Origin of the sequence: Streptomyces sp. NPDC059897, from assembly GCF_042730865.1 — a bacterium.
Classification (GTDB): domain Bacteria; phylum Actinomycetota; class Actinomycetes; order Streptomycetales; family Streptomycetaceae; genus Streptomyces.
The window spans coordinates 31210-52226 of the sequence record NZ_JBHWKQ010000004.1; the positions used below are offsets into that span (position 1 = coordinate 31210).

Here is a 21017-nt window from a genome sequence, read left to right on the forward strand (position 1 = left end):
AGTGCCATGCCACCGAACGACGCCGTGACCGCCCCCGCCAGAGCCACCTCCAGGCAGTGGCTCGGCCTGGCCGTCCTCGCCCTCCCCACGATTCTCCTCGCGCTCGACCAGAGCGTCCTCTTCCTCGCCCTGCCGCACCTCGCCGAATCCCTGCACCCCACCGGCAACCAGACCCTGTGGATCATGGACATCTACGGCTTCATGATGGCCGGCTTCCTGGTCACCATGGGAACCCTCGGCGACCGCATCGGCCGCCGCAGGGTCCTGTTGATCGGTGCCGCGGCGGTGGGCATCACGTCCGTCGCCGCCGCGTACGCCCCGAGCGCCGAACTGCTGATCGTCAACCGCGCACTGCTCGGGCTCGCCGCCGCCGGCCTCATGCCGTCCACGCTCTCCCTGATCAGCAACATGTTCCCCGCCCCCGACCAGCGGGCCCGCGCCATCGCCGTGTGGGCCAGCTCGTTCATGGCGGGCACGGCGCTCGGCCCGGTGATCGGCGGCGTACTCCTGGAGTACTTCTGGTGGGGGTCCGTCTTCCTGCTTGGCGTGCCGGTCATGGTCGCCCTCCTGATCAGCGCGCCCTTCCTGCTCCCCGAGTACCGCGACCCCGCGGGCGGCCGGCTCGACCTCTACAGCGTGCTGCTTTCGCTCGCCGCGATCCTTCCGGTCATCTACGGCCTCAAGGAGTTCGCCCGCCTCGGCTGGCAGCCGCTCTCCCCCGCCGCGATCGCGGCCGGACTGGTCTTCGGCCTGCTCTTCGTACGGCGCCAGCGGAAGCTGCCCCAACCGCTCCTTGACCTGCGACTGTTCCGCTATCGCGCCTTCACCGCGTCGCTGCTGGTGCTGATGCTCTGCATGACCACAATGGGCGGCAGCTACCTGGTCATCACCGGATTCCTGCAGATGGTCCAGCGTCTTTCGCCGATCGAGGCCGGACTGTGGATGGTGCCGTCCGCGATCGCCTCGATCGTGGCCGCCATGACCGCACCCGCGCTGGCGAAGCGGCTGTCGGCGGGGACCGTGCTCGCGGGCGGACTCGGCGTCGCCGCCGCGGGCTACCTGCTGCTCGCCTTTGTCGAACCGGTGGGGGGACTGCCGCTGCTGGTGACCGGTTTCGTGCTGGCGTTCTTCGGCACCGGGCCGGTCGGTGCCCTCAGCCAGAACCTCGTCGTCGGCTCCGCGCCGCCCGAGAAGAGCGGATCGGCCGCAGCGATGTCGGAGACCAGCGGGCAGCTGGGAGTGTCCCTCGGCATCGCCGCGCTGGGCAGCCTCGGCAGCGTGATCTACCGGACGGAGATGACCGTGCCGCCGCAGGTGCCGGCCACGGACGCCGACGCGGCCGGCAGCAGCATGGAGGGCGCGCTGACCGCGGCCCAGCGGCTGCCGGGGCGGCTCGGGGACCAGGTGCTGACGGCCGCTCACGACGCGTACACCAGCAGCCTCAACACGGTCGGCCTCACCTGCGCCGCGCTCATCGCCGGCACCGCCGTCCTGGCGGCCGTCTCCCTGCGACGCACGGGCACCACCCCGCCGCAGCGGACCACCGCGGCCCCCGCGCAGCCCACCAGGCAGGCGGACGCGCAGCACACGTAGGGCCCTTCTGACGGATCTTGCTGGAGTCGCGGGCCCTGGCACGCACATCTGCGGCGTTGTCGTCGGTTGCCAACGCTCCGCGTTGACGCCCTCCTCCGCCTTGCAGCTGCACACACCAGACCCCGCTCGCGGAGCCGGACGACGCGGCCTCCCGGGCCCAGCCTGATCCGTCAGAAGGGCCCTAGCCGTCAACGCCCGCGCGGCGCGCGGTAGTCGAGGCCGAATCCCCTCTCGTACAGCGGGTGTGCGGTGTCGTCCGGCACGTCGCCCTGCTGGGCCGTCACGTCCTCCATCGAGGACGGCAGCTCGAAGGGCAGCCTCCCGCCCGGGCCGCGGTCGCCGAAGACCATGTCGAGCAGGACCGCGTCGGAGACACCGAAGTTGGCGACGACCGCGTCGGCGGTGCGGGCGACGTCCGTCAGGATCAGCGGGCGGTCCAGCTTGGGGACGGCGACCGTCGGGGTGCCGGAGGCCGCGGCCTCGCGCAGCGCCTTGTACGCCGGGTCCGACTCGGGGAAGTCCAGGCCGGTGAGGTCCGAGCCGGCTCTGGGGTCCTCGAGCCGGACCACCGCCAGATCGGCGTCGGCCGGGTCGTCCACGACGCGCAGGCCGCGCGCCTTCGCCGCGTCGGCGGAGACACCGTGCAGGTAGACGCTGCGGACCTGGTCGCTCCGCGCGGGCAGGGTGCGGTCGTCGTTCTTCAGCAGAGTGAGCGCATCGGACTGCGCCTTGTCGCCCACGGCCTGGAATCCGGCGTTGCCGACGAGGCGGCCGGCCGCCTCCTCGTCCACGTACGGGTCCTCGAACAGGCCGAGGCGGAACTTCTGCTCCAGCACGCGGTGGGCCGCCTCGTTCACCCGCCGCTCGGTGACAAGCTTCTGGCGCACGGCTTGGACCACGTAGGACGGCTGGTCGCTGCCGCCGATCTGGTCGACGCCCGCGTTCAGGGTGAGCGCGGTGCGCTGGATGACGGACTGCTCCTCCACGCCCCAAGGCATGCCGACGCCCCACGGTCCGATGAAGGACGCCGGGGGCCGGTTGTCGCGGCACTGCTGCGGACAGTCGCCGGTGATGCCCCAGTCGGAGACGATGACACCGTCGAACTTGTAGGTGCCTCGCAAAAGGTCCTTCAGGAGGTACGAGTTGAAGCCCGCGCCCACCTGGTCCAGTTTGCGGCCCTTGTACGTGAGGTCCTTCAGGATGGAGTACGTGGGCATGACGCCGGAGGTGTGCGCGGCGAACGCGCCCTTGAACGGCGTGATGTGGTCCGCGAAGTTCTTGCCGGGGAACGTGGCGTAGCGGCCGTAGTAGTAGTGGCTGTCGTAGCCGTTCGCCTGGGCGCCGTAGCCGACCCAGTGCTTGGTGACGGTGGCCGCGCTGTCCGGGCCGAGGCCGTGGGAGCCGTGCTGCATTCCCTTGACGTAGGCGTTCACTTGGCGGGCGGCGGCGTCCGGGTCCGAGCCGAAGGTGCCGTTGATGCGGGTCCAGCGGGGTTCGGTGGCGATGTCGGCCTGGGGCGAGAGGCCTTCGGTGATGCCCACGGCGCGGTATTCGCGGCGGACAATGTCGCCCAGCTTCTCGGTGAGCCGGGGGTTGTGGGCGGCGGCCATGCCGATGGCGTCGGGCATGGCCGTCGTGCCCGCGCCCGCGACGGTCTGGCCCTCGACGACGGCGAACCCGTTGCGCGGGTCGGTGGAGATCACCACGGGTATGCCAAGGCGTTGCTTCTCGGCGGCGGCCTGCACGCTGTTGTTGGCGGCGGCGACCTTCTGCGGCGACTTGGCCAGCCGGGTGATGGCGGTGGTGACGTGGCGGTCGCCGACGAGTCGGTCCGTGGCCTCGGCGTCGTAGCCGTCTCCCGAGGTGGGGAGCGTGCCGTGGACGAGGAGCCCGGCCTTCTCCTCCAGGGTCATCCGGGCGAGCAGGTCGCGGGCCCGCGCATCGGCGCTGCGGCGCCAGTCCTCGTACGGGGTGAGGCGGCCGTCGCGGTTGAGGTCGCGGAAGCGGATGCCGTCCCCGGCCAGGATCGGTACGTCGCGCGATTCCAGGCGGGGCGCGGCCGGCGTCCTCCCTTGAGCGTCGGCCGGTGCGGTCAGGGGGCCCGGCTGGGCGATGAGCGCGGCGACGGTGGTGGTGACAGCGGCCCCTACGGCCAGTCTTCGCCGGCCGCCCGTGGGGTGATTACGTGAACGCATGCGTTCCTCTCCATCGAGGTCCACTTGAGCGCTTGCAGGGCCTCCCGCAGCCACGTCGCCGTCCGGCGGCCGGGCAGCGCGGAGGGTCACGCCTTCATGCTGTGAAGCGACAGAGCACCGGAGCGCCTTCAAAGTAGGTTGCGGGTTCAAGCAATACAAGAGCTGTGACATCGAAAGCGCTCCGCACCCGACCGGTACGACGGGGCCCGCCGGTGGGAGGGATGGGAGGAACCCGGCACACCGGGCACCGGACAGACACAAGGAACGGAGCACCCCCGCGTGCGTACGACCACTGGGAAGCTCACCGCCACCGCCACTGTTTTGGCCGCCGCACTGGGCGGCGGCCTCACCCAGGCCTCGGCGGCCGCGACCGGCTCACCGGAGGAGCCGAGGCCCTCCTCCTGCCGCCCCGCCAACCACACCGCCCGCATCACCCAGGACGCCTCGTCCGCCGGGCACAGCCACTACCGCGTCACGCTGACCGCGGCGCCGGGGTACGAACGGTGCACGCTGGCCGGTTCGCCCGTCGAGGTCCAGTTCTCCCACAACGGCGTGCCCATCAGCCTCCCCACCGGCAGCTACGGCGACCAGGACGTCCCGGTGCGGTTCGGCCCCGGCCACCCCGCCCACTTCGACATCCAGGTCCCCGACCAGCTCCCGACCATCCCCGCGGACGAGGCCACCTTCACACTCTCCACGCCGACCGGCCAGATCCCGGGCGATTCAGCGGCCTCGGGGAAGCTGCGGATCACCGAGGGCACGGTCATCGGCCCGGTGGTGGCCGGCGCCTGACGCCCCTCCCCTGCCTTCCCCTCCCGCTGACCTCTACGATCAGGTGGCGTTTCGCCGTCGAACTCGTGAGCCCGGACGGGGCTGTTCGGCGGTGGGCGTCCGCGTCGTCCGCTGTGCGGGGTGGCGTCGGGTATCGGCAGTCGAGGAGAGGAACGTCATGCGTGCTCGGAACATCGGTGCGGCGGTCGGCACCGCGTTGGCGGTGGTCGCCGCGCGCGACCTCGTGCAGAAGAAGCACGCGCTGTTGCGGAACTTCCCCGTGGTCGGGCACGCCCGGTACCTGCTGGAGACGATCGGCCCCGAGCTGCGCCAGTACATCGTGACGTCCAACGACGAGGAGCGGCCGTTCAGCCGCGACCAGCGCAGCTGGATCTACGCCTCGTCGAAGGAGGAGAACAACTACTTCGGGTTCGGCACCGACAACGACGTCGAGCACGTGCAGGGTCACGCGTACGTCAAGCAGCGGACGTTCGCCGGGGTGCTGCCCGATCTGCACGACCCGCAGGCCCCGTTGCCCTCCGCCAAGATCCTCGGTGGGCCGCGCGGGCGCGCCAAGGCGTTCCGGCCCGCGAGCATCGTCAACATCTCGGCGATGAGCTTCGGTTCGCTGTCCGGCGCGGCGATCACCGCGCTCAACAAGGGCGCGGCGCTGGCCGGCACGATGCACAACACCGGTGAGGGCGGCCTGTCTTCGTACCACCGCGGCGGCGGCGACCTCGTCCTGCAGATCGGGACGTCGTACTTCGGCTGCCGCAACGAGGACGGCACGTTCAACCTCGACAAGCTGAAGGCGATCGTCGACAGCGCCCCCGTCAAGGCGCTGGAGATCAAGCTGTCGCAGGGCGCCAAGCCGGGGCTCGGCGGGATGCTGCCGGGCGCGAAGGTGACGCCGGAGATCGCCGAGATCCGCGGCATCCCCGTCGGCAAGGACTGCGCCTCGCCCTCGCGGCACACCGCGTTCCACGACGTCGACTCGATGCTCGACTTCGTGGAGCTGCTCGCCACCGAGACCGGTCTTCCGGTCGGCATCAAGAGCGCCGTCGGTGACATGGGTTTCTGGGAGGAGCTGGCCACGCTGATGGCGCCCGGCGACCGGGGCGTCGACTTCGTGACCATCGACGGCGGCGAGGGCGGCACCGGCGCCGCTCCCCTGATCTTCAGCGACTCGGTGTCGGTGCCGTTCCGGATGGGCTTCTCGCGTGTCTACAGCACGTTCGCCGAGCGGGGCCTGACCGACCAGTTGACGTTCATCGGCTCCGGCAAGCTCGGGCTGCCCGAGAACGCCACGGTCGCCTTCGCCCTGGGCGTCGACATGATCAACGTGGCCCGCGAGGCGATGCTGTCCATAGGGTGCATCCAGGCGCAGAAGTGCCACACCGACAAGTGCCCCACCGGCATCGCCACCCAGGACCCGTGGCTGGCGCGCGGCCTGGACGCGCCCTCGAAGGCGACCCGCGCCGCCATGTATCTGCGCACCCTGCGCAAGGAGTTGCTGAAGGTGTCGGGAGCGGTCGGCGTCGCCCACCCCTCGCTCATCACACCCAATGACATCGACATCATGAACGGTGACTACGAGGCCCGCACCCTGGCGAGCGTCTACGGCTACAAGGACGGCTGGGGCGAACTCGGCAAGGACCTAGCCGAGGAGATCACCGAACTCCTCACCGCCCGGCCTGAGTTGGAGACCGAATCGACTGTCTGACTCCGTTCCGTTCGGGGGTGACCGGCGGACGACAACGCCGGTCACCCCCGAACGGCCCCCGCATCAGCCGGTGTGCCGCGTGCGCAGGAGATGCGGTCCGAGGTCGGCGATCGTCGCCGCCCCGATGAGCTGCATGGTCACCTCGATCTCCCTGGCGAGCAGTTCGACGGCCCGCGACACACCTTCGCGGCCACCGGCCATCAGCCCGTAGAGGTACGCGCGTCCGATGAGGGTGAAGTCGGCTCCCGCGCAGAGGGCGGCGACGATGTCGGCGCCGGACATGATGCCGGAGTCGAGGATGATCTCCACGTCGTGGCCCGCCTCGGCCCGCACCTCGGGCAGGGCGTACAACGAGACTGGCGCGCGGTCGAGTTGGCGTCCACCGTGGTTGGAGACGACGAGCCCGTCGGCGCCCGCGTCGAGCGAGCGGCGTGTGTCCTCCGCGGTCAGGACGCCCTTGACGAACAGCTTCCCCGGCCACTGGGACCTGATCCACTCCAGGTCCTCGATCGACAGGGTCGGGTCGAACATCGAGTTGATGAGCGACGGCAGGTCCTGGCTCGTGCCGGAGAGCGAGGCGAAGCTCAGCGGGTCGGTGGTGAGGAAGTTGAACCACCACTCGGGCCGGTACGAGGCGTCGAGCACGGTCTTGAGGGTGAGCCGCGGCGGGATCACCATGCCGTTGCGGGCGTCACGCAGCCGCTGCCCCGCGACCGGTGTGTCCACGGTGACCAGAAGTGTGTCGAAGCCGCTCGCCGTGGCCCGCTTCAGGAGGTCGAGCGACTTCTGGCGGTCCTTCCAGAGGTAGAGCTGGAACCAGCGGCGCCCGGCCGGCGCCGTGGCGGCGACCTGTTCGAGCGACCGGGTGCCCATGGTGGACAGGGAGAACGGGATGCCCGCCGCGGCGGCCGCACCCGCTCCGGCGTCCTCCCCCTCGGCGTGCATGAAGCGCGTGAATCCGGTGGGCGCGATCCCGAAGGGAAGCTCGGACGTCCCGCCCGCGATCCGCGTGCTCAGGTCGACCTTCGCGGTCCCGTGCAGGATCCGCGGCAGCAGCACGACGTCGTCGAACGCCCGGCGCGCCCGACGCACCGTCAACTCCCGCTGCGCGGCCCCGTCCACATAGTCGAACGCGGGGCGCGGTGTGCGGCGCCTGGCTATCGACCGCAGGTCCCACACGTCGGCGGCCTTCCCCAGCCGGGCGGCGCGCCTGTCGGGGTTGAAGCCGTCGAACTTCAGCAGCGGGCGCAGCTCGGAGATCTGGGGCAGTCGGTGTTTCATGGTGTCTCCCGCGAAGCGTGACGTATGCGGCCCGGTGGGGGCCGTGACGACGACGGACGAGGCGTCGTCCACGGCAAATTACCGGACCATGATCCGTCGCCCGGGTCAGGGAGTCGGCAGGTCCAGGTCGGCCTGATGGTGGACGACGTCGTGTGCGACCTCGTGGAGCAGACGGTTGTGCGTGAAGGCGTAGGCGCGCAGCCGGATGAGGGCCTGGTCGAGGGGGACGCCGAGGCGGACGGTCAGCGCGCCGGTCGCCTGGTGGACGACGGCCCGGTGCAGGGACAGCGGCTGGTCGGTCCGCATGTCGTGGATGCCTTCTGGGGTGGTGAGGATCGCCACGGCGCCCTCGGCGAGGGCGAGGAACTGGCTCATCTGCGGGCGGGTGAGCGCGCCGGGGTCGGCGCGGTGGCCGGTCAGGGCGCCGAGCCGGGTGGCCCCCAGGTTCAGCGCCACGGCGTGGACGGCGCGCAGCGGGCTGAAGCGGGCGGCGGGCAGCAGGGCGGGCCAGCGCTCCTCGGGCACGGTGTGCAGATCGGGGACGAGCACGGGTTCACCGGTGCGCACGGTGTCATGGGTGGGCCCCTCGCCGAGGGTGAACTCGAGGTCCTCGAAGGCGACTCCGGCGGTGTGCTCCGGGTCGTACCAGACCAGTTCGAGGCCGGACTTGTTGAGCAGGCACAGGGTGAGACCGTCGAGGCCGAGCGCGTGCGCGCAGGCGGCCGGGGCGAGCGCGCTCAGGCCGTGGCCGGAGCGCACGGCGGCGGCCACGAGGGCAGGGATGTCGGGAGAGTCTGCGGACACCGGGTGAGCACTCCTCGGCTGGTGGCGGTGGGACGCCGGTGACGTGGGCCGCAGGTCGTGGGCGGCGGAGATGTTCAGGGGTTCTGCTGCCTGTCCGGACGCGGTACGAACTCCTCGGCGGGGATGTGGCCCTCGACGACGCGCTGACACAGCTGGGTCAGCGAGGTCCGTCGGCTGCGGGCGTGGGCCCGCAGCCGCTCGAAGGCGGCATCGGGGGCGATGCCGAGCCGTGCTCCGAGGGCGCCTTTGGCCTGTTCGATGACGATGCGGCTGTTGAGGGCGGTCTGCAGCTGGCCGACCCGTTCGATCTGGTCCTGGGAGAGGCGGTGGTGCAGGATGCCGATGGTCGCCGCGTCCGCCAGGGCCTGGCCGAGGCGCAGGGCCGCCGGGTGGAGGGCGTCGCGCCGGTCGTGGAACATGTTGACCGCGCCGATCACCTCGTCGCGCAGCCGCAGCGGCAGCGCGGCCACCGTCTCGAATCCGACCGTGCGGGCGGCCTTGGTGAAGCGCGGCCAGCGTTCGGCGACGGCGGGCAGCGTCAGGTCCACCGGGCCGATCTGCTCGTGGCCCAGGCAGCACTCCTTGCACGGCCCCTCGCCGAACTCGACCTGGGCCTCTTCGAGTTGGTGGGCGGTGTGGGTGGACGCGGTGACGTCCACAAGGCGGTCCTGGGCGTCGACCATGACGACCCCGATCGCCGTCACGTCCAGCAACGCGCGCATGTGGTCGGTCAGTACGTGCAGGAAGTCCATCAGGTAGAAACCGTCCCGGAGCGTGTCGGCAAGCTCCAGGAACGCCCGCGCGAGCCGCTCGTCCCGCTCCCACTGCGCCATGACGCAGCCTCCTTCCGCCCCGAGTCCGAGTCGGCCGGGCCGACTTTCGCGGCACCGCCAGTGTCCCGCACGGGCCCCCGGGCGGGAACCGGATCGATGGATTGCGGGAAACGGCCCGCGACGAAGTCCGGTCGGCCGCCTCAGCCCGATCCGCCCCGGAGCCGTAGGGTTCTTCCAGTGGGCTTCGCGGCACGTGAGGACCGCGGAACCGACCTCGTTCCTTACTCCTTCGCACTTCTGGAGATTCGATGTACGCAGTCACCGACCCGGCCACCGGCGAGATCGTCGAGACCTACCCCACCGCCACCGACGCCGAGGTGACCGCGGCCGTCGACGCCGCGCACCAGGCCGCCGCGTGGGGCCGCACCAGCTCCGTGGCGGACCGCGCCGCTCTGCTGCGCCGCCTCGGCGACCTGCACGCCGAGCACCGTACCGAGCTGGCCGACAGCATCGTGCGGGAGATGGGCAAGCCGCGCGAGGAGGCCGAGGGCGAGGTCGACTTCTGCGTGGACATCTACCACTACTACGCCGACCACGCCGAGGAGTTCCTCGCCGACGAGGCGCTGAACGTCACCTCAGGCCCCGGCCGCGCCGTGCTGCGCCGCAGCCCGGTCGGCGCCCTCCTCGGCATCATGCCGTGGAACTTCCCCGCCTACCAGATCGCCCGGTTCGCCGCCCCGAACCTCGCCATCGGCAACACCATCGTCCTCAAGCACGCCCCGCAGTGCCCCGCCACGGCGGCGCTCCTGCAGAAGCTGTTCCTCGAGGCGGGCTTCCCGACCGGCGCGTACGTCAACGTCTACGCCACCAACGAGCAGATCGCCGACGTCATCGCCGACCCGCGCATCCAGGGCGTCTCGCTCACCGGTTCGGAGCGCGCGGGCGCGGCGGTCGCCGAGATCGCCGGCCGGAACCTGAAGAAGGTCGTTCTCGAGCTCGGCGGCTCCGACCCGTTCGTCGTGCTGTCCACCGACGACCTCGACGCGGTCGTGGAGTCCGCGGTCGCCGCCCGCCTCGACAACACCGGCCAGGCCTGCAACGCGGCCAAGCGCTTCATCGTCGTCGACGGTCTGTACGACGCGTTCGTGGAGAAGTTCACCGCCCGGCTCCTCTCCGAGCAGACCGGCGCCCCGCTGTCCTCGGTGACCGCGGCCGACACCCTGGAGCGCCAGGTCGCCGCGGCCGTCGCCGAGGGCGCCACGCTGACTTCCGAGGGCAAGCGCGACGGCGCCCACTACCCGGCGGGCGTCCTCACCGGTCTGACCACCGAGAACGCCACGGCCCGCCAGGAGCTCTTCGGCCCCGTCGCCATGGTCTTCAAGGCCGCCGACGAGGACGACGCCCTGCGTATCGCCAACGACACCCCGTACGGCCTCGGTTCGTACGTCTTCACGAACGACCCCGCCCAGGCGGAGCGGGTCGCGCACGGCATCGAGGCCGGCATGGTCTTCGTCAACGGCGTCGGCGCCGAAGGGGCGGAGCTCTCCTTCGGCGGCGTCAAGCGCTCCGGCTTCGGCCGTGAGCTCGGCCGTCCCGGCATCGAGGAGTTCGTGAACAAGAAGCTCATCCGCACGGTCGCGTAGGCGCGCAGGGCCAGGCGGACGCCGGTGACGTCGACGGGTTCCGTCCGGTCGACGCCACCGGCGGCAGGGCGCGGGACGGGTGACGGGTTCAGGCGCCGGTGCCGAGGACGGCCGCCGGCCGCACCGCTCCCACTGGTTCGCCGTGCCCGAGGACCGGCGCCTCGCTCAGCGCCGCCAGCTGCGGATCGGCGTCCACGTCGACTCCGAGGTGGCGCAGCGCGGCGGTCATCACCACGGGACGCGGCCGCTGCGCGCCGTCCGCGATCTTGAGGGCGACGGCCGAGCCGTCCGGGCGGGCAAGGGCGTAGACGCCTTCCGCCCCGTCCTTGGCCACGACGCCGGGGAGCACCCGCATCAGGGTGGTGACGTCGCGGCCCGTGCCGCCCACGTACTCGGGGTGGGTGTTCATCGCGGTGGCCACCCGCCGCTCGTCGGTGCCCTCGGCCGCGGTCGCGATCCTCGCGAAGGCGCGCGCGAGGCCGGTGAGGGTGAGCGCGAACAGCGGGGCTCCGCAGCCGTCGACGCCGACCGCCGTCGACTTCTCCCCCGCGAGGTCCTCCAGCGCGTCGCGCAGCGCGAGCTGCAACGGGTGGGCGGGGTCGAGGTAGTCGTCGAGGGACCAGCCGGCCGCGACGCACGTGGCGAGCATCGCCGCGTGCTTGCCCGAGCAGTTCATGGTGATACGGCTGGGGCCGAGCCCGGCGGCGAGGTGCGCGGGCTGCGCGTCGGCGCCGATGGGCAGGGCCGCGGTGCACCGCAGGGCGCCCTCGGTCAGTCCCGCTTCCGCGAGGATGCGGCGCACCCCGTCGAGGTGGAAGGCCTCGCCCGAGTGGCTGGCACAGGCGAGCGCGAGGAGTTCGCCGTCGAGGTCGAGGCCGGCGCGGAGCATGCCGACGGCCTGGAGCGGCTTGTTGGACGACCGCGGGTACATGGGGCTGTCGACGGGCCCGGCCGACAGCACGGCACCGCCGTCCGCGTCGAGCACCACGACCGATCCGTGGTGCACGGACTCGAGAAATTCCCCGCGCCACACCTCCGCGAGCACGGGCCAGTCGGGCGTGGACTTGCTGGGAGTTGCGGCGGTCATGAATGTCCTTCGGAGGTCGGAGGTCTGAGGTCGGTGGTGCAGGGACGTGGCGGGGCGCCAGGACCTTTCGAGTGTCGACAGGCATCGCTCGCAGCCCCGCAGTCGGAGACCGGGAGGCAGGCCCTACCCCTCGCCCGGCCCCGCGATCACGTCCGGTCCGGTGAAGCCGATGCTCTGGCGCCAGTTGAGCTCGGTCGTTCCGTCGCCGTCGCCCTTGCGGAAGACGACGCGGTAGCCGCTCCACGAGAAGCGGGTCCACTCCCAGCCGTCGATGTTCTCGATGCCGTGCGTGTCCCACTCGTCGAGGTCACCGTCGCTCACCGCGACGATCGCGATCTCGGCGGCGTCGCCATAGCAGCCATAGTCCCAATCGGCCATGACCGCGACCGTGTTGTCGTACGTCGTGAGTTCGGGGTCGCATTCGGAGTCGCCCGCCGCCGGATGCAGCACCCTGGGCTTCGACCACGGGCCGCCTTCGGCGCCCTGGTGCCGCTCGACGAGCCCCTGTTCGGTGAATGCCACCGTGACGCGGCGCCCGTCGTCGAGCTCGATCGGACCGTCGCTGCTGCGCCTGACCTCCGACGGTGTCTTGGTGGGCCACTCCGCACACCCCACCCACACTCCGGATGCGAGCAGTACCGCACCGAGCGCCAGGACGCGCCTCATCCCCACCGTGCCACCTCGTCTCCACTGGTCCCCGGGACCCCAGCTCACGTGCCGCGGGCTCAGGCGAGGGCGGCGACCAGCAGGGCGAAGGCGGCGATGACGACGGCGACGCGGCCGTAGTGCCAGCGGTCCCAGCGGGTCATCTGCTGCTTCCAGTCGGCGGGCGGCTGCTGTTCGGTCCACGTCTTGATCCGGTTGTTGATCGGGACGAGCACCAGGACCGACATGAGCACACTGACGATCAGCAGCGCGCCGGAGGTGACGACGAGGCCCGTGCCGTGGTGGTGCCACCCTGCGACGGCCCAGACCACGACGAGGGCGAGCGAGGTGAAGTACCAGGCCGGCATCACGGCGCCGCCGACGCGGGCTCCCTGGACGCGGGCGCGCAGGCCCATGTCTCCGGGGAGCACGTTGAGGATCGGGTTGTTGAGGAGGACGGAGAACTCCACCCCCACCATCACGCCGACGATCACGGTGGTGACGATCTCAAGTGCGTTGAGCATGAGGACCCCTCCTGGGATCTAGCATCGCTAGATGTTGGTTCTACGCTAGCGCTGCTGCCGCTCGATTGTCTAGCAGTGCTAGGGTTCGGTCATGTCGGTACAGGAACGCAAGGAGCGCGAGCGTGCCAGCCGCGAGCGCCTCATCGTGGCCACGGCCCGCGAACTCGCCGAGCAGCAGGGCTGGGACGCGGTCACCACCCGTCGCCTCGCGGAGCGCATCGAGTACAGCCAGCCGGTCCTCTACAGCCACTTCCGCGGCAAGCGCGAGATCATCGGCGCCGTGGCCCTGGAGGGCGCCGCCGAGATGGCCGCTGCCGTACGGGCCGCGGCCACGGCCACGGACGGCCCGCGCGAGCGGGTCGCCGCCCTCGCCCACACCTATCTCGACTTCGCCGCACGCAACCCGGCGGTCTACGACGCCATGTTCCAGCTCGAGGGCGGCCTCGCGTTCGCCCAGGAGGACACCCCGGCCCCGCTGAAGGACGCCTTCGCCGCGCTGCGGGAGACCCTCGCCGAGGTCGCCGGTGACGGCGTCCACGCGGACCTGTTCACCGAGGTGTTCTGGGCGTCCCTGCACGGGCTCGCGACCCTGTCCCGGGCGGGACGACTGCCCCCGGAATACACCGAACAGCGCCTGGAGCTGCTGGTGGACCGGCTCGCCGTGGTCTGAGACCCCGTCCCTGTTCTACGCTGGCCGCGCCGCCGACCGGGCCAGCCGGCCGGCGTGCCGGGTCGAGGGGAGATCGCTGTGTCCAGGGCCGTCCCGCGCGAATCCGGCGGGACACCGCCGGCCGCGCGCCCCGCGGCCGCCGGTGCGGGTGTGTCGTTCCAGCGCGGACTGAGCGTGCTCATCAGCGTCGCCGAGTCCGGCGAGACCCGGGTCGAGCAGATCGCGGCCGACGCGGGGATACCGGTCAGCACGGTGTACCGGTACCTGCGCACACTGCGGGAGTTCGACCTGGTCGAGGAGCGTTCGGGCACCTACGTTCCCGGGTGGCGGCTGCTGGAACTGTCGGGCCAGCATCTGACGCACACCCGGCTCGTGGAGCTCGGCCACCCCCTGCTTCAGGAACTCACGGACGCCACCGGTGAGACGGCCGTGCTGACCGTGCGGGTCGGTTCGCAGGCGATGTGCCTGCGCCAGACCCAGTCGCCGCACGCGATCCGCATGGCGTTCCGCATCAACCAGCTGCTGCCGCTGTACGCGGGCGCCGGGCAGCGCATCCTGCTGGCACACGCGCCCCGTCCGGTGATCGAGCGGGTGCTCTGCCAACCGATGCGTACGATCACCGCGCACACCCCCGACCGCGCCCGCCTGGCCCGGGAGATGGAGCGCATCCGGGCCGGCGGGTTCCTGATCTCGCAGGGCGAGCTGAACGAGGGCGCGGTCGCCGTCGCGGTGCCGGTCGCCGCGACGGGCGAGGTGGTGTGTGCGCTGACCGTGGCAGGACCCGAGTCGCGGTGCGGCCCCGCCTGGCGGCGGCAGGCCCTCGACCGGCTCCAGGCGGCCGGCGCCCGCCTGTCGGAGATCCTGGAGTACGGCTCCGGGTGACCTCTTACGCCGCGGTGATCCGCACCGGCAGGTGTTTCCAGCCGCGCAGCGTGTTGTGCAGGAACGGCACCGGGTCGCCCGCCGGCTCCACCGTCCGTACCCGGCGGGCCAGTTCACCGATCAGGACCTCGGCCTCGAGGCGCGAGACGGGCTGGCCCACGCACTGGTGGATGCCGAAGCCGAACGCGAGATGCCCGGAGGCGTCCCGCTCGATGCGGTAGTGCTCGGCGTCGTCGCCGAAGCGGCGCGGGTCGCGGTTGGCGGCCCCCATGAACAGGGCGACCTTGCTGTCCTCGGGGATGCGGACCCCGTGGAAGTCGATGTCGCGCGCGGTGGTGCGGAAGAAGGACTGGAACGGTGACTCGTGGCGCAGCGCCTCGTCCACGGCGAACCGGGTCAGCTTCGGATTCGCGTGCAGCAGCGCCCACTGCCCGGGGTTGGCGGACAGGCACCTCATGGTGTTGCCGAGAGTGAGCACGGTGGTGTCGAGCCCCGCCGACAGCAGGGCGCGCACCAGGCGGGTCGCCTCGTCGCCGGTGATGACACCTTGGTCGGCGTACTCCCAGATCTTCGCGCCGAGCCCGTCGGGGGTCAGGTTCTCGCGGGCGCAGTTCTCCATGACCCAGTCGACGGTGTGCTCGCCCGCGGCGAAGTACGCGGCGTAGCGGGCGTCTTCGGGGCCGAAGGCCGAGAAGTTCATGGCTCCGTGCGGGAGCAGGTTCTCGGCGCGGCCCTCGCGGGGGATGCCGACGGCGTTGCCGAAGACCTCGATGGGGAACAGCTCCGCCATCTCGGTCACGGCGTCGAACTCGCGCTTGTCGAGGAGTTCGTCGACGAGTTGCTCCGCGTAGGCCTGGAACGCGGCGCGCAGCGCGCGCACGTTGCGCGGGGAGATGACTCCGGACATGGCGGTGCGCAGCGGGGTGTGCGTCGGCGGGTCGGAGTCCAGGATGCCGGCCGGCCGCCACGGCGGTTCCTGGTGGTAGTTGCGGGGTCCGACCCCGGCACCGGAGAGGAACGTGTCGTGGTCGGTGAGGATCTCCCGGCACTGCTCGTACCGCGTGAAGGCGTGCACGCCGTAACGCTCCAGCCACACCGCGGGGCCCGCGTCGCGCATCCGTGTGAACAGCGGGTACGGGTCGGTGAGGCGGGCGTCGTCGTAGGGGTCGTCGGCGAGGTGTGCGACGGGGGTGTCGGCCGGGGCGGACATCTGGCCTCCTTGGGTACGGCGGGGTGGGCCGGGCGGGCCCGGCATCCGCAACGTAGACCGGTGGGAGGCCACCCGGACACGGGCGTTATCACGTGCTGAGAACGGCTGTTGCCACCGTGCGCCCGCGTTTTTGACGATGCGGCGGAGCGCGGAACGTTCCGCCGTCGGACGAGACGAGCCGGCCATGACGCCATGGAGGGTGCAGCATGCCTACGCAGGACTACCTGACGGTGACCGTGAAGGAGACACGCTCCGAGGCCGCGGGGGTGCGCTCCCTGGTGCTCGCCGCGCGCGAGGGCGGGTCGCTGCCCGCGTGGACGCCCGGCGCGCACATCGATGTCGTCCTGTCCCGGGATCTGGTCCGGCAGTATTCGCTGTCCGCCGGGCCCGAGGAGTCCGGGTGGCGCATCGCCGTGCTGCGGGAGCCCGAGGGCCGGGGCGGTTCCGCGTATCTGCACGACCGGGTGGAGGCGGGTGACACCCTGCTGGTGAGCGCGCCCCGCAACAACTTCGCCCTCGACCTCGACGCGCCACGATTCGTGTTCGTCGCGGGTGGCATCGGCATCACCCCGATCCTGCCGATGCTCGCGGAGGCCGAACGGGCGGGCCTGGGCTGGCAGTTGCTGTATCTGGGGCGCAGTGCGGAGAGCATGGCGTTCACCGGGGAGCTCGCACGGTACGGCGACCGGGTGCGCCTGCACCGCGATGATGTCTCGGGCGTCGCGGACCTGGTCGCGGAGCTGGACGGCGTGGGTGCGGCGCGGGCCCGTGTGTACGCGTGCGGCCCGGCCGGGCTGCTCGCTGCGGTGCGGGAGTACACGGATGCCCGCCCCGGGACGCGGCTGACACTCGAGCGGTTCGCCGCGGCGCCGGAGGACCGGGCACCCTGCGACGACCGGCCGTTCACGGTGGAGACCGCCGACGGGCAGGAGATCCCGGTGGCCGCCGGGCAGTCCGTCGTCGACGCCCTGACGCGGGCCGGGGTGCGCACGCTCACCTCGTGCCGGGAGGGTGTGTGCGGGACGTGCGAGACACCCGTGCTCGAAGGCGTTCCCGACCACCGCGACCAGCTCCTGAGCGAGGAGGAGCGGGCCGCGGGGGACGTCATGATGATCTGCGTGTCGCGGTGCCGGGGAGATCGTCTGGTCCTCGACGTGTGAGGCCCGGGCAACCCCCGTACGGATCAGCCCACTTGCGCGACCGCGGCCACGACCGCCCCGGTCCTGACGAGGTCGATCGCCGCGTGCACCCTCGGGTAGAGGACCACGTCACGGGTCAGGTGGTCGATCGGCCGTCCGTCGGTGGCCGGTGCGGCGCGCAGCCGGTCGAGGGCGGCGCGGGTGGCCGGGGCGAGGGCGTCCGGGCCCCTCCCCTGCTCGGCGAGGCGCAGTTCCAGGGCCTGACCGGCCATCAGCAGCTCGGTGGCGACGACCGCTTCGATGTTGGCGACGATCTGGCGGGCGTGCCGCCCCGCGTTGGACGCCATCGAGACATGGTCCTCCTGGTTGGAGCAGGTCGGGATGGAGTCGACGCTGTCGGGGTGCGCGAGTGTCTTGCAGTCGGACACCAGGGCGGCGGCCAGGTACTGCGGCAGCATGTAGCCGCAGTCCATGCCCACCTTCTCGCCGTCGACGAGCATGTCGGGAAGGCCGCGGTTGAGGGTGCCGTCGTTGAGCCGGAAGAGGCGGCGCTCGGCGATCGAGCCGATCTCGGTGACGGCGATGGACAGGAAGTCCGAGGCGAACGCCAGGTACTGGGCGTGGAAGTTGCCGCCGGAGACGGCCTTGAGGTCACGCGGCAGGCCCGGCACGACGAGCGGGTTGTCGGTGGCGGCGTTGAGTTCCGTCTCGACGATGCCGTGGACGAAGCCGAGGGTGTCCCGCACGGGGCCGAGCACCTGGGGCACGCACCGCAGCGAGTACGCGTCCTGGGGCGGCTGGCGTACGGGATCGGTGTCGGCGGCGCCGTCGACGAAGGCGCTGCCGTCGAGGAGTTCGCGCAGCCGGGCCGCCGTGGCGATCTGCCCGGGGTGGCCGCGGGCCTCGTGCAGCTGCGACAGGAAGGCGTCGCCGAAGCCGAGCAGTGCCTCGATGCTCATCGCGGCGGTCACCTCGGCGGTGGCGAGGAGGTTCTCCGCGTCGGCGAGGGCGAGGGCGCAGAGCGCGGTGGAGTAGGAGGTGCCGTTGGTGAGGGCGAGGCCCTCCTTGGCGCCGAGGGCGAGCCGCTCGATGCCCGCGGCGGCCATGGCGGCACGCCCGCTCAGCAACTGCCCCTCGTGGTGGGCGAGTCCGCTGTCCTCCTCCGGGTCGGTGTCTCCGGCGGGGCGGCTGAGCGCGAGGGCGAGGTGGGCGAGCGGGATGAGGTCGCCGCTTGCGCCGAGGGAGCCGTACTCGGGGATCGCCGGGTGGACACCGGAGTTGAGCATGGCGAGCAGGGTGTGCACGACGTCGGGGCGCACCCCCGAGTAGCCGCGGGCCAGGCTGGAGGCGCGGATCAGCATGGTGGCGCGGACGATGTCCTCGCCACAGTACCGGCCGACGCCGCAGGCGTTGGAGACGATGAGCCGGCGGGACAGTTCGACGGCGTCCTCGGGGGCCTCGAAGGCCTGCCGTCCGGCGAGCGAGCCGAAGCCGGTGTTGACGCTGTAGACGGGGCGTGCGGCCGCGCCCTCGGCCATGTCGTCGGTGAGCCGCGCGATCCACGCGGCGCTCGGCCCCATGGCCTTCTCGGCCGCCGCGCCGAGTGCGACGGGGCGGTGGTGGCGGGCGACGGCGACGAGGTCGTCGAGGGTGAGCGGCCGGTCGCCGAGGACGAGGGGGTCGATCGCGTCCGTGGTGGTCACAGGGCGGCTCCTTCCGGGACGGTGGTGGCTGTGGTGGCGGGGCGGGTGTCGTCCCGGTGTCCGGCGCGGTGCCGGGTGGCGGCACTGACGACGGCGAGTACGAGGATGTTGGCGACCATGGCGACGACACCCACGTCGAGGTCCTGCACCGGCCGCGGCGCCCACGGCAGCAGGCTCGCGGTGGTGGCATCGGTGAGCGTCGTCCAGCTGACGATGGCGACACCGGTGCAGACACCTGCCCAGGCGCCTGCGGTGGTGACGGGGTTGCGCCGCCACATCGACGCCACGAGCACCGGGAAGAGCTGGACCACGAACCCGTACGCCATGATCAGCAGCATCGCGATGGCCTCGCCGCCGCGGAAGGTGAGCACGGCGGCGACCAGTGCGAGCACCGGTACCAGGAGTCGGCTGAGCCGTCCCACGGTCCGCTCGCTCGTGGCGGGGCGGGCCGTCTGGTAGATGTTCTTCGCGACCAGCATCGCGGCGGACTGCAACAGCATGGCGCCCGGGACGAGCGCGGCGAGCATGCCCGCGACCCCGACGAGCCCGACCAGCCACGGCGGCAGCGCGTCCTTGGCGAGCGAGAGCAGCGCGAGGTCCCCGTCCTTGAGACCAGGCACCTTGAGCACCGCGGTGAACCCGATGACGAGCACCATGACCAGCACGATCTGGTACGCGGGTGTGATGACGGCGTTGCGGCGCAGCGCCTTCGCGCTGCGAGCGGCCAGGATGCCGGGCATCATGTGCGGCCACGTACAGATGCCGAGGGCGAACAGCAGGCTGGTGGAGATGTACCACCACACGCTGTACCCGTGGTCCGGCAGTGTCAGGAAGTGCGGGTGGGCGGCGGACAGCGCGTGGAACATGTCACCGAGTCCGCCGTAGTAGTGGATCGGCAGATACAGGCCGAGCCCGACGACGAGGACCAGCATCAGCGTGTCCTTGATGACCGCGTTCCAGGCGGTGCCGCGCAGCCCGGACACGGTGACGTACACGGCGATGACGGCGACACCGATCCACACGGCGGCGCCCTGGGAGATCCGGCCGTAGGAGCACTCGTAGACGATGATGCCGAGCCCCTTGAGCTGCAGCACGAGATACGGCACGAGGGACACCACGCCGACGACGGCGGTGAGCACACCGAAGCCCTTCGAGCGGTACTTGTGGGCGTACAGGTCCGGGGCGGTGAGCAGCTTGTGGCGGCGGGCGTACGCCCAGATCGGCGGGGCGAGCCAGTAGAAGACGACGTAGCAGATCGACGAGAACATGTAGATCATCGGCCCGCCCATCGAGTAGGCGCCGCCACTGCCACCGAGGAAGGTGTACGTGGTGAAGTTCTCGCCGGCGGCGAGGAGGAAGACGAGGAGGCTGCCGAGCCCGCGCCCGCCGACGGACCACTGTTCGAGGTCCATGGTGCGACCGCGCCGGGCGAGCAGCCCGAGGACGAGCACGAGGACGAATGCGCCGCCGAGGATGGCGAGGGCGACGTTCATCGGGCGGCTCCTTCGGCGGTGGCGCCCGGGGTCGCGGAATCCTGGAACTCGGCGTGTTCGTCGGGGAGTTCATCGGGTTCGCGGTTGGCGGGGTCGAGCCAGTAGACGGCCGCCATGAAGACGGTGGTGAGCACCACCCACAGGGCGGCCCAGAACACCACCATCGGCAGCCCGAGGACGTAGGGCTGCTCGGTGTTGACGACGATCAACGACCCGGCGACCGGGACGGCGCTGAGCAGACAGAGGATCCAGCGGCGTGACACGGGACGTGCTCCCTCCGGACGGACGGGCCATGGATGGGGCCCGTCCGGAGGGCCAGGTCATCGGGCCACCGGGCGGGCGCGCGGGGGGAATGCTTGCCCGATGAATCGATCTTGGCAATGGCGGATTCTCACGGTGCAGGAACGCGGTCCCGGCGGGAACGCCGCGGCGTCGTGGCACGACGGGCGGGCGGCGTCGGAGGACAGCTGAGGTGGCCCCCGCCGGGAATCACCGGGAACGTCGGCGAGGACCACCAATGAGGCGCGCGGCTCCCCTTCGCGCGCGCCTCGCGAACTCCGCACGGCGTGCCGCGGTCCGGGAGCGTGCGGAAAACCCGCCCCACGGGCCGCGTCAGCGGCGGAGGGCCAAAGCCGCCGTGTCGGCGAAGCGGCTCTGACCGGCTCGATCATGTGTCACCTGGCCCGGGGGCATGGGGCCGAGCGGTACACAGGGCGACCGCTTCAAAAATGGTACGTCACATGCAAGTTTTACCTCAAGGGCAAATTCCATGTGCGATCTTGAGACACCGTCAGGATCGCCGGATCTTCCCGCCCTTCGCGTCACATACGAACGACGGCGGCCCGGCACGCAGTTGCCGCGCGCCGAGCCGCCTCTCCCCC

At 71.5% G+C, this 21017-nt stretch carries 18 protein-coding genes; 7 read left to right on the forward strand and 11 right to left on the reverse strand.

Going from position 1 to position 21017, the window contains the following annotated elements; genetic code table 11:
* Window positions 1-6: 6 nt before the first annotated feature.
* Entirely contained in the window at window positions 7-1593 is a 1587-nt protein-coding gene (locus tag ACFV9W_RS06210; RefSeq protein WP_385756110.1) for an MFS transporter, read from the forward strand.
* A 188-nt stretch (window positions 1594-1781) separates the two neighbouring features.
* Here ACFV9W_RS06210 and ACFV9W_RS06215 read toward each other — a convergent pair whose 3' ends face one another.
* Window positions 1782-3788 carry a glycoside hydrolase family 3 protein gene (locus ACFV9W_RS06215; protein WP_385756112.1) on the reverse strand — a complete coding sequence of 669 codons (2007 nt, stop codon included), beginning with the start codon at window positions 3786-3788 and terminating at the stop codon, window positions 1782-1784.
* Between the two features lie 279 nt (window positions 3789-4067).
* Here ACFV9W_RS06215 and ACFV9W_RS06220 point away from each other — a divergent pair, with 279 nt between their 5' ends.
* Window positions 4068-4580 (forward strand): DUF4232 domain-containing protein, encoded by a 513-nt coding sequence (locus ACFV9W_RS06220; protein ID WP_385756114.1) that lies wholly within the window; start codon window positions 4068-4070, stop codon window positions 4578-4580.
* A 157-nt stretch (window positions 4581-4737) separates the two neighbouring features.
* Window positions 4738-6282 (forward strand): FMN-binding glutamate synthase family protein, encoded by a 1545-nt coding sequence (locus ACFV9W_RS06225; RefSeq protein ID WP_385756116.1) that lies wholly within the window; start codon window positions 4738-4740, stop codon window positions 6280-6282.
* Between the two features lie 63 nt (window positions 6283-6345).
* Here ACFV9W_RS06225 and ACFV9W_RS06230 read toward each other — a convergent pair whose 3' ends face one another.
* The 3 genes from ACFV9W_RS06230 to ACFV9W_RS06240 form a co-directional block, all read right to left on the reverse strand.
* On the reverse strand, window positions 6346-7563 hold the full coding sequence (locus tag ACFV9W_RS06230) for an alpha-hydroxy-acid oxidizing protein (RefSeq protein WP_385756118.1): 1218 nt from the start codon (window positions 7561-7563) through the stop codon (window positions 6346-6348).
* 105 nt (window positions 7564-7668) lie between these two features.
* Complete coding sequence (locus ACFV9W_RS06235; RefSeq protein ID WP_385756120.1) at window positions 7669-8367, reverse strand: ANTAR domain-containing protein; 699 nt, start codon at window positions 8365-8367, stop codon at window positions 7669-7671.
* Between the two features lie 74 nt (window positions 8368-8441).
* The gene (locus ACFV9W_RS06240; protein ID WP_385756122.1) at window positions 8442-9200 is read right to left on the reverse strand and encodes an ANTAR domain-containing protein; all 759 of its coding nucleotides are present in this window, start codon (window positions 9198-9200) and stop codon (window positions 8442-8444) included.
* A 248-nt stretch (window positions 9201-9448) separates the two neighbouring features.
* Here ACFV9W_RS06240 and ACFV9W_RS06245 point away from each other — a divergent pair, with 248 nt between their 5' ends.
* Complete coding sequence (locus ACFV9W_RS06245; RefSeq protein ID WP_385756124.1) at window positions 9449-10783, forward strand: NAD-dependent succinate-semialdehyde dehydrogenase; 1335 nt, start codon at window positions 9449-9451, stop codon at window positions 10781-10783.
* 88 nt (window positions 10784-10871) lie between these two features.
* On the opposite strand, the gene ACFV9W_RS06250 is transcribed toward ACFV9W_RS06245, so the two are convergent.
* The 3 genes from ACFV9W_RS06250 to ACFV9W_RS06260 all read right to left on the reverse strand — a co-directional run bounded on the left by ACFV9W_RS06250 (window position 10872) and on the right by ACFV9W_RS06260 (window position 13039).
* The gene (locus ACFV9W_RS06250) at window positions 10872-11870 is read right to left on the reverse strand and encodes an asparaginase (RefSeq protein WP_385756126.1); all 999 of its coding nucleotides are present in this window, start codon (window positions 11868-11870) and stop codon (window positions 10872-10874) included.
* Between the two features lie 123 nt (window positions 11871-11993).
* Window positions 11994-12536, reverse strand: a complete 543-nt coding sequence (locus ACFV9W_RS06255; protein WP_385756128.1) for a hypothetical protein — start codon at window positions 12534-12536, stop codon at window positions 11994-11996.
* Between the two features lie 59 nt (window positions 12537-12595).
* Complete coding sequence (locus tag ACFV9W_RS06260; protein ID WP_385756130.1) at window positions 12596-13039, reverse strand: anthrone oxygenase family protein; 444 nt, start codon at window positions 13037-13039, stop codon at window positions 12596-12598.
* A 91-nt stretch (window positions 13040-13130) separates the two neighbouring features.
* Here ACFV9W_RS06260 and ACFV9W_RS06265 point away from each other — a divergent pair, with 91 nt between their 5' ends.
* Both ACFV9W_RS06265 and ACFV9W_RS06270 read left to right on the forward strand, forming a co-directional pair.
* Window positions 13131-13709: a TetR/AcrR family transcriptional regulator gene (locus tag ACFV9W_RS06265; protein WP_385756132.1), complete on the forward strand. Its 579-nt coding sequence runs from the start codon at window positions 13131-13133 to the stop codon at window positions 13707-13709.
* Window positions 13710-13787: 78 nt separating this feature from the next.
* Window positions 13788-14591, forward strand: a complete 804-nt coding sequence (locus tag ACFV9W_RS06270) for an IclR family transcriptional regulator (protein WP_385756133.1) — start codon at window positions 13788-13790, stop codon at window positions 14589-14591.
* Between the two features lie 4 nt (window positions 14592-14595).
* Here the strand turns inward: ACFV9W_RS06270 and ACFV9W_RS06275 are convergent, their stop codons facing one another.
* A complete protein-coding gene (locus tag ACFV9W_RS06275; protein WP_385756135.1) occupies window positions 14596-15801 on the reverse strand; it encodes a cytochrome P450 in 1206 nt (401 codons plus the stop codon).
* Between the two features lie 206 nt (window positions 15802-16007).
* On the opposite strand from ACFV9W_RS06275, the gene ACFV9W_RS06280 reads away from it, so the two are divergent.
* Window positions 16008-16961, forward strand: a complete 954-nt coding sequence (locus ACFV9W_RS06280; RefSeq protein ID WP_385756137.1) for a PDR/VanB family oxidoreductase — start codon at window positions 16008-16010, stop codon at window positions 16959-16961.
* 23 nt (window positions 16962-16984) lie between these two features.
* Here ACFV9W_RS06280 and hutH read toward each other — a convergent pair whose 3' ends face one another.
* Genes hutH through ACFV9W_RS06295 form a run of 3 tightly spaced genes read right to left on the reverse strand, consistent with a single transcriptional unit; the run spans window position 16985 to window position 20399 of the window.
* A complete protein-coding gene (hutH, locus tag ACFV9W_RS06285; RefSeq protein ID WP_385756139.1) occupies window positions 16985-18643 on the reverse strand; it encodes a histidine ammonia-lyase in 1659 nt (552 codons plus the stop codon).
* Complete coding sequence (locus tag ACFV9W_RS06290; protein WP_385756141.1) at window positions 18640-20136, reverse strand: sodium:solute symporter; 1497 nt, start codon at window positions 20134-20136, stop codon at window positions 18640-18642. Before ACFV9W_RS06290 ends, hutH begins: the two co-directional genes overlap by 4 nt.
* Window positions 20133-20399: a DUF3311 domain-containing protein gene (locus ACFV9W_RS06295; RefSeq protein ID WP_385756143.1), complete on the reverse strand. Its 267-nt coding sequence runs from the start codon at window positions 20397-20399 to the stop codon at window positions 20133-20135. The genes ACFV9W_RS06290 and ACFV9W_RS06295 overlap by 4 nt, the downstream gene beginning before the upstream one ends.
* Between the last annotated feature and the right edge of the window lie 618 nt (window positions 20400-21017).

Coding starts and splice junctions, on each gene's coding strand:
- ACFV9W_RS06210 (WP_385756110.1), top strand. CDS start 7: ATGCCACCGAACGACGCCGTGACCGCCCCCGCCAGAGCCACCTCCAGG.
- ACFV9W_RS06215 (WP_385756112.1), bottom strand. CDS start 3,788: ATGCGTTCACGTAATCACCCCACGGGCGGCCGGCGAAGACTGGCCGTA.
- ACFV9W_RS06225 (WP_385756116.1), top strand. CDS start 4,738: ATGCGTGCTCGGAACATCGGTGCGGCGGTCGGCACCGCGTTGGCGGTG.
- ACFV9W_RS06230 (WP_385756118.1), bottom strand. CDS start 7,563: ATGAAACACCGACTGCCCCAGATCTCCGAGCTGCGCCCGCTGCTGAAG.
- ACFV9W_RS06240 (WP_385756122.1), bottom strand. CDS start 9,200: ATGGCGCAGTGGGAGCGGGACGAGCGGCTCGCGCGGGCGTTCCTGGAG.
- ACFV9W_RS06245 (WP_385756124.1), top strand. CDS start 9,449: ATGTACGCAGTCACCGACCCGGCCACCGGCGAGATCGTCGAGACCTAC.
- ACFV9W_RS06250 (WP_385756126.1), bottom strand. CDS start 11,870: ATGACCGCCGCAACTCCCAGCAAGTCCACGCCCGACTGGCCCGTGCTC.
- ACFV9W_RS06255 (WP_385756128.1), bottom strand. CDS start 12,536: ATGAGGCGCGTCCTGGCGCTCGGTGCGGTACTGCTCGCATCCGGAGTG.
- ACFV9W_RS06260 (WP_385756130.1), bottom strand. CDS start 13,039: ATGCTCAACGCACTTGAGATCGTCACCACCGTGATCGTCGGCGTGATG.
- ACFV9W_RS06265 (WP_385756132.1), top strand. CDS start 13,131: ATGTCGGTACAGGAACGCAAGGAGCGCGAGCGTGCCAGCCGCGAGCGC.
- ACFV9W_RS06275 (WP_385756135.1), bottom strand. CDS start 15,801: ATGTCCGCCCCGGCCGACACCCCCGTCGCACACCTCGCCGACGACCCC.
- ACFV9W_RS06280 (WP_385756137.1), top strand. CDS start 16,008: ATGCCTACGCAGGACTACCTGACGGTGACCGTGAAGGAGACACGCTCC.
- ACFV9W_RS06290 (WP_385756141.1), bottom strand. CDS start 20,136: ATGAACGTCGCCCTCGCCATCCTCGGCGGCGCATTCGTCCTCGTGCTC.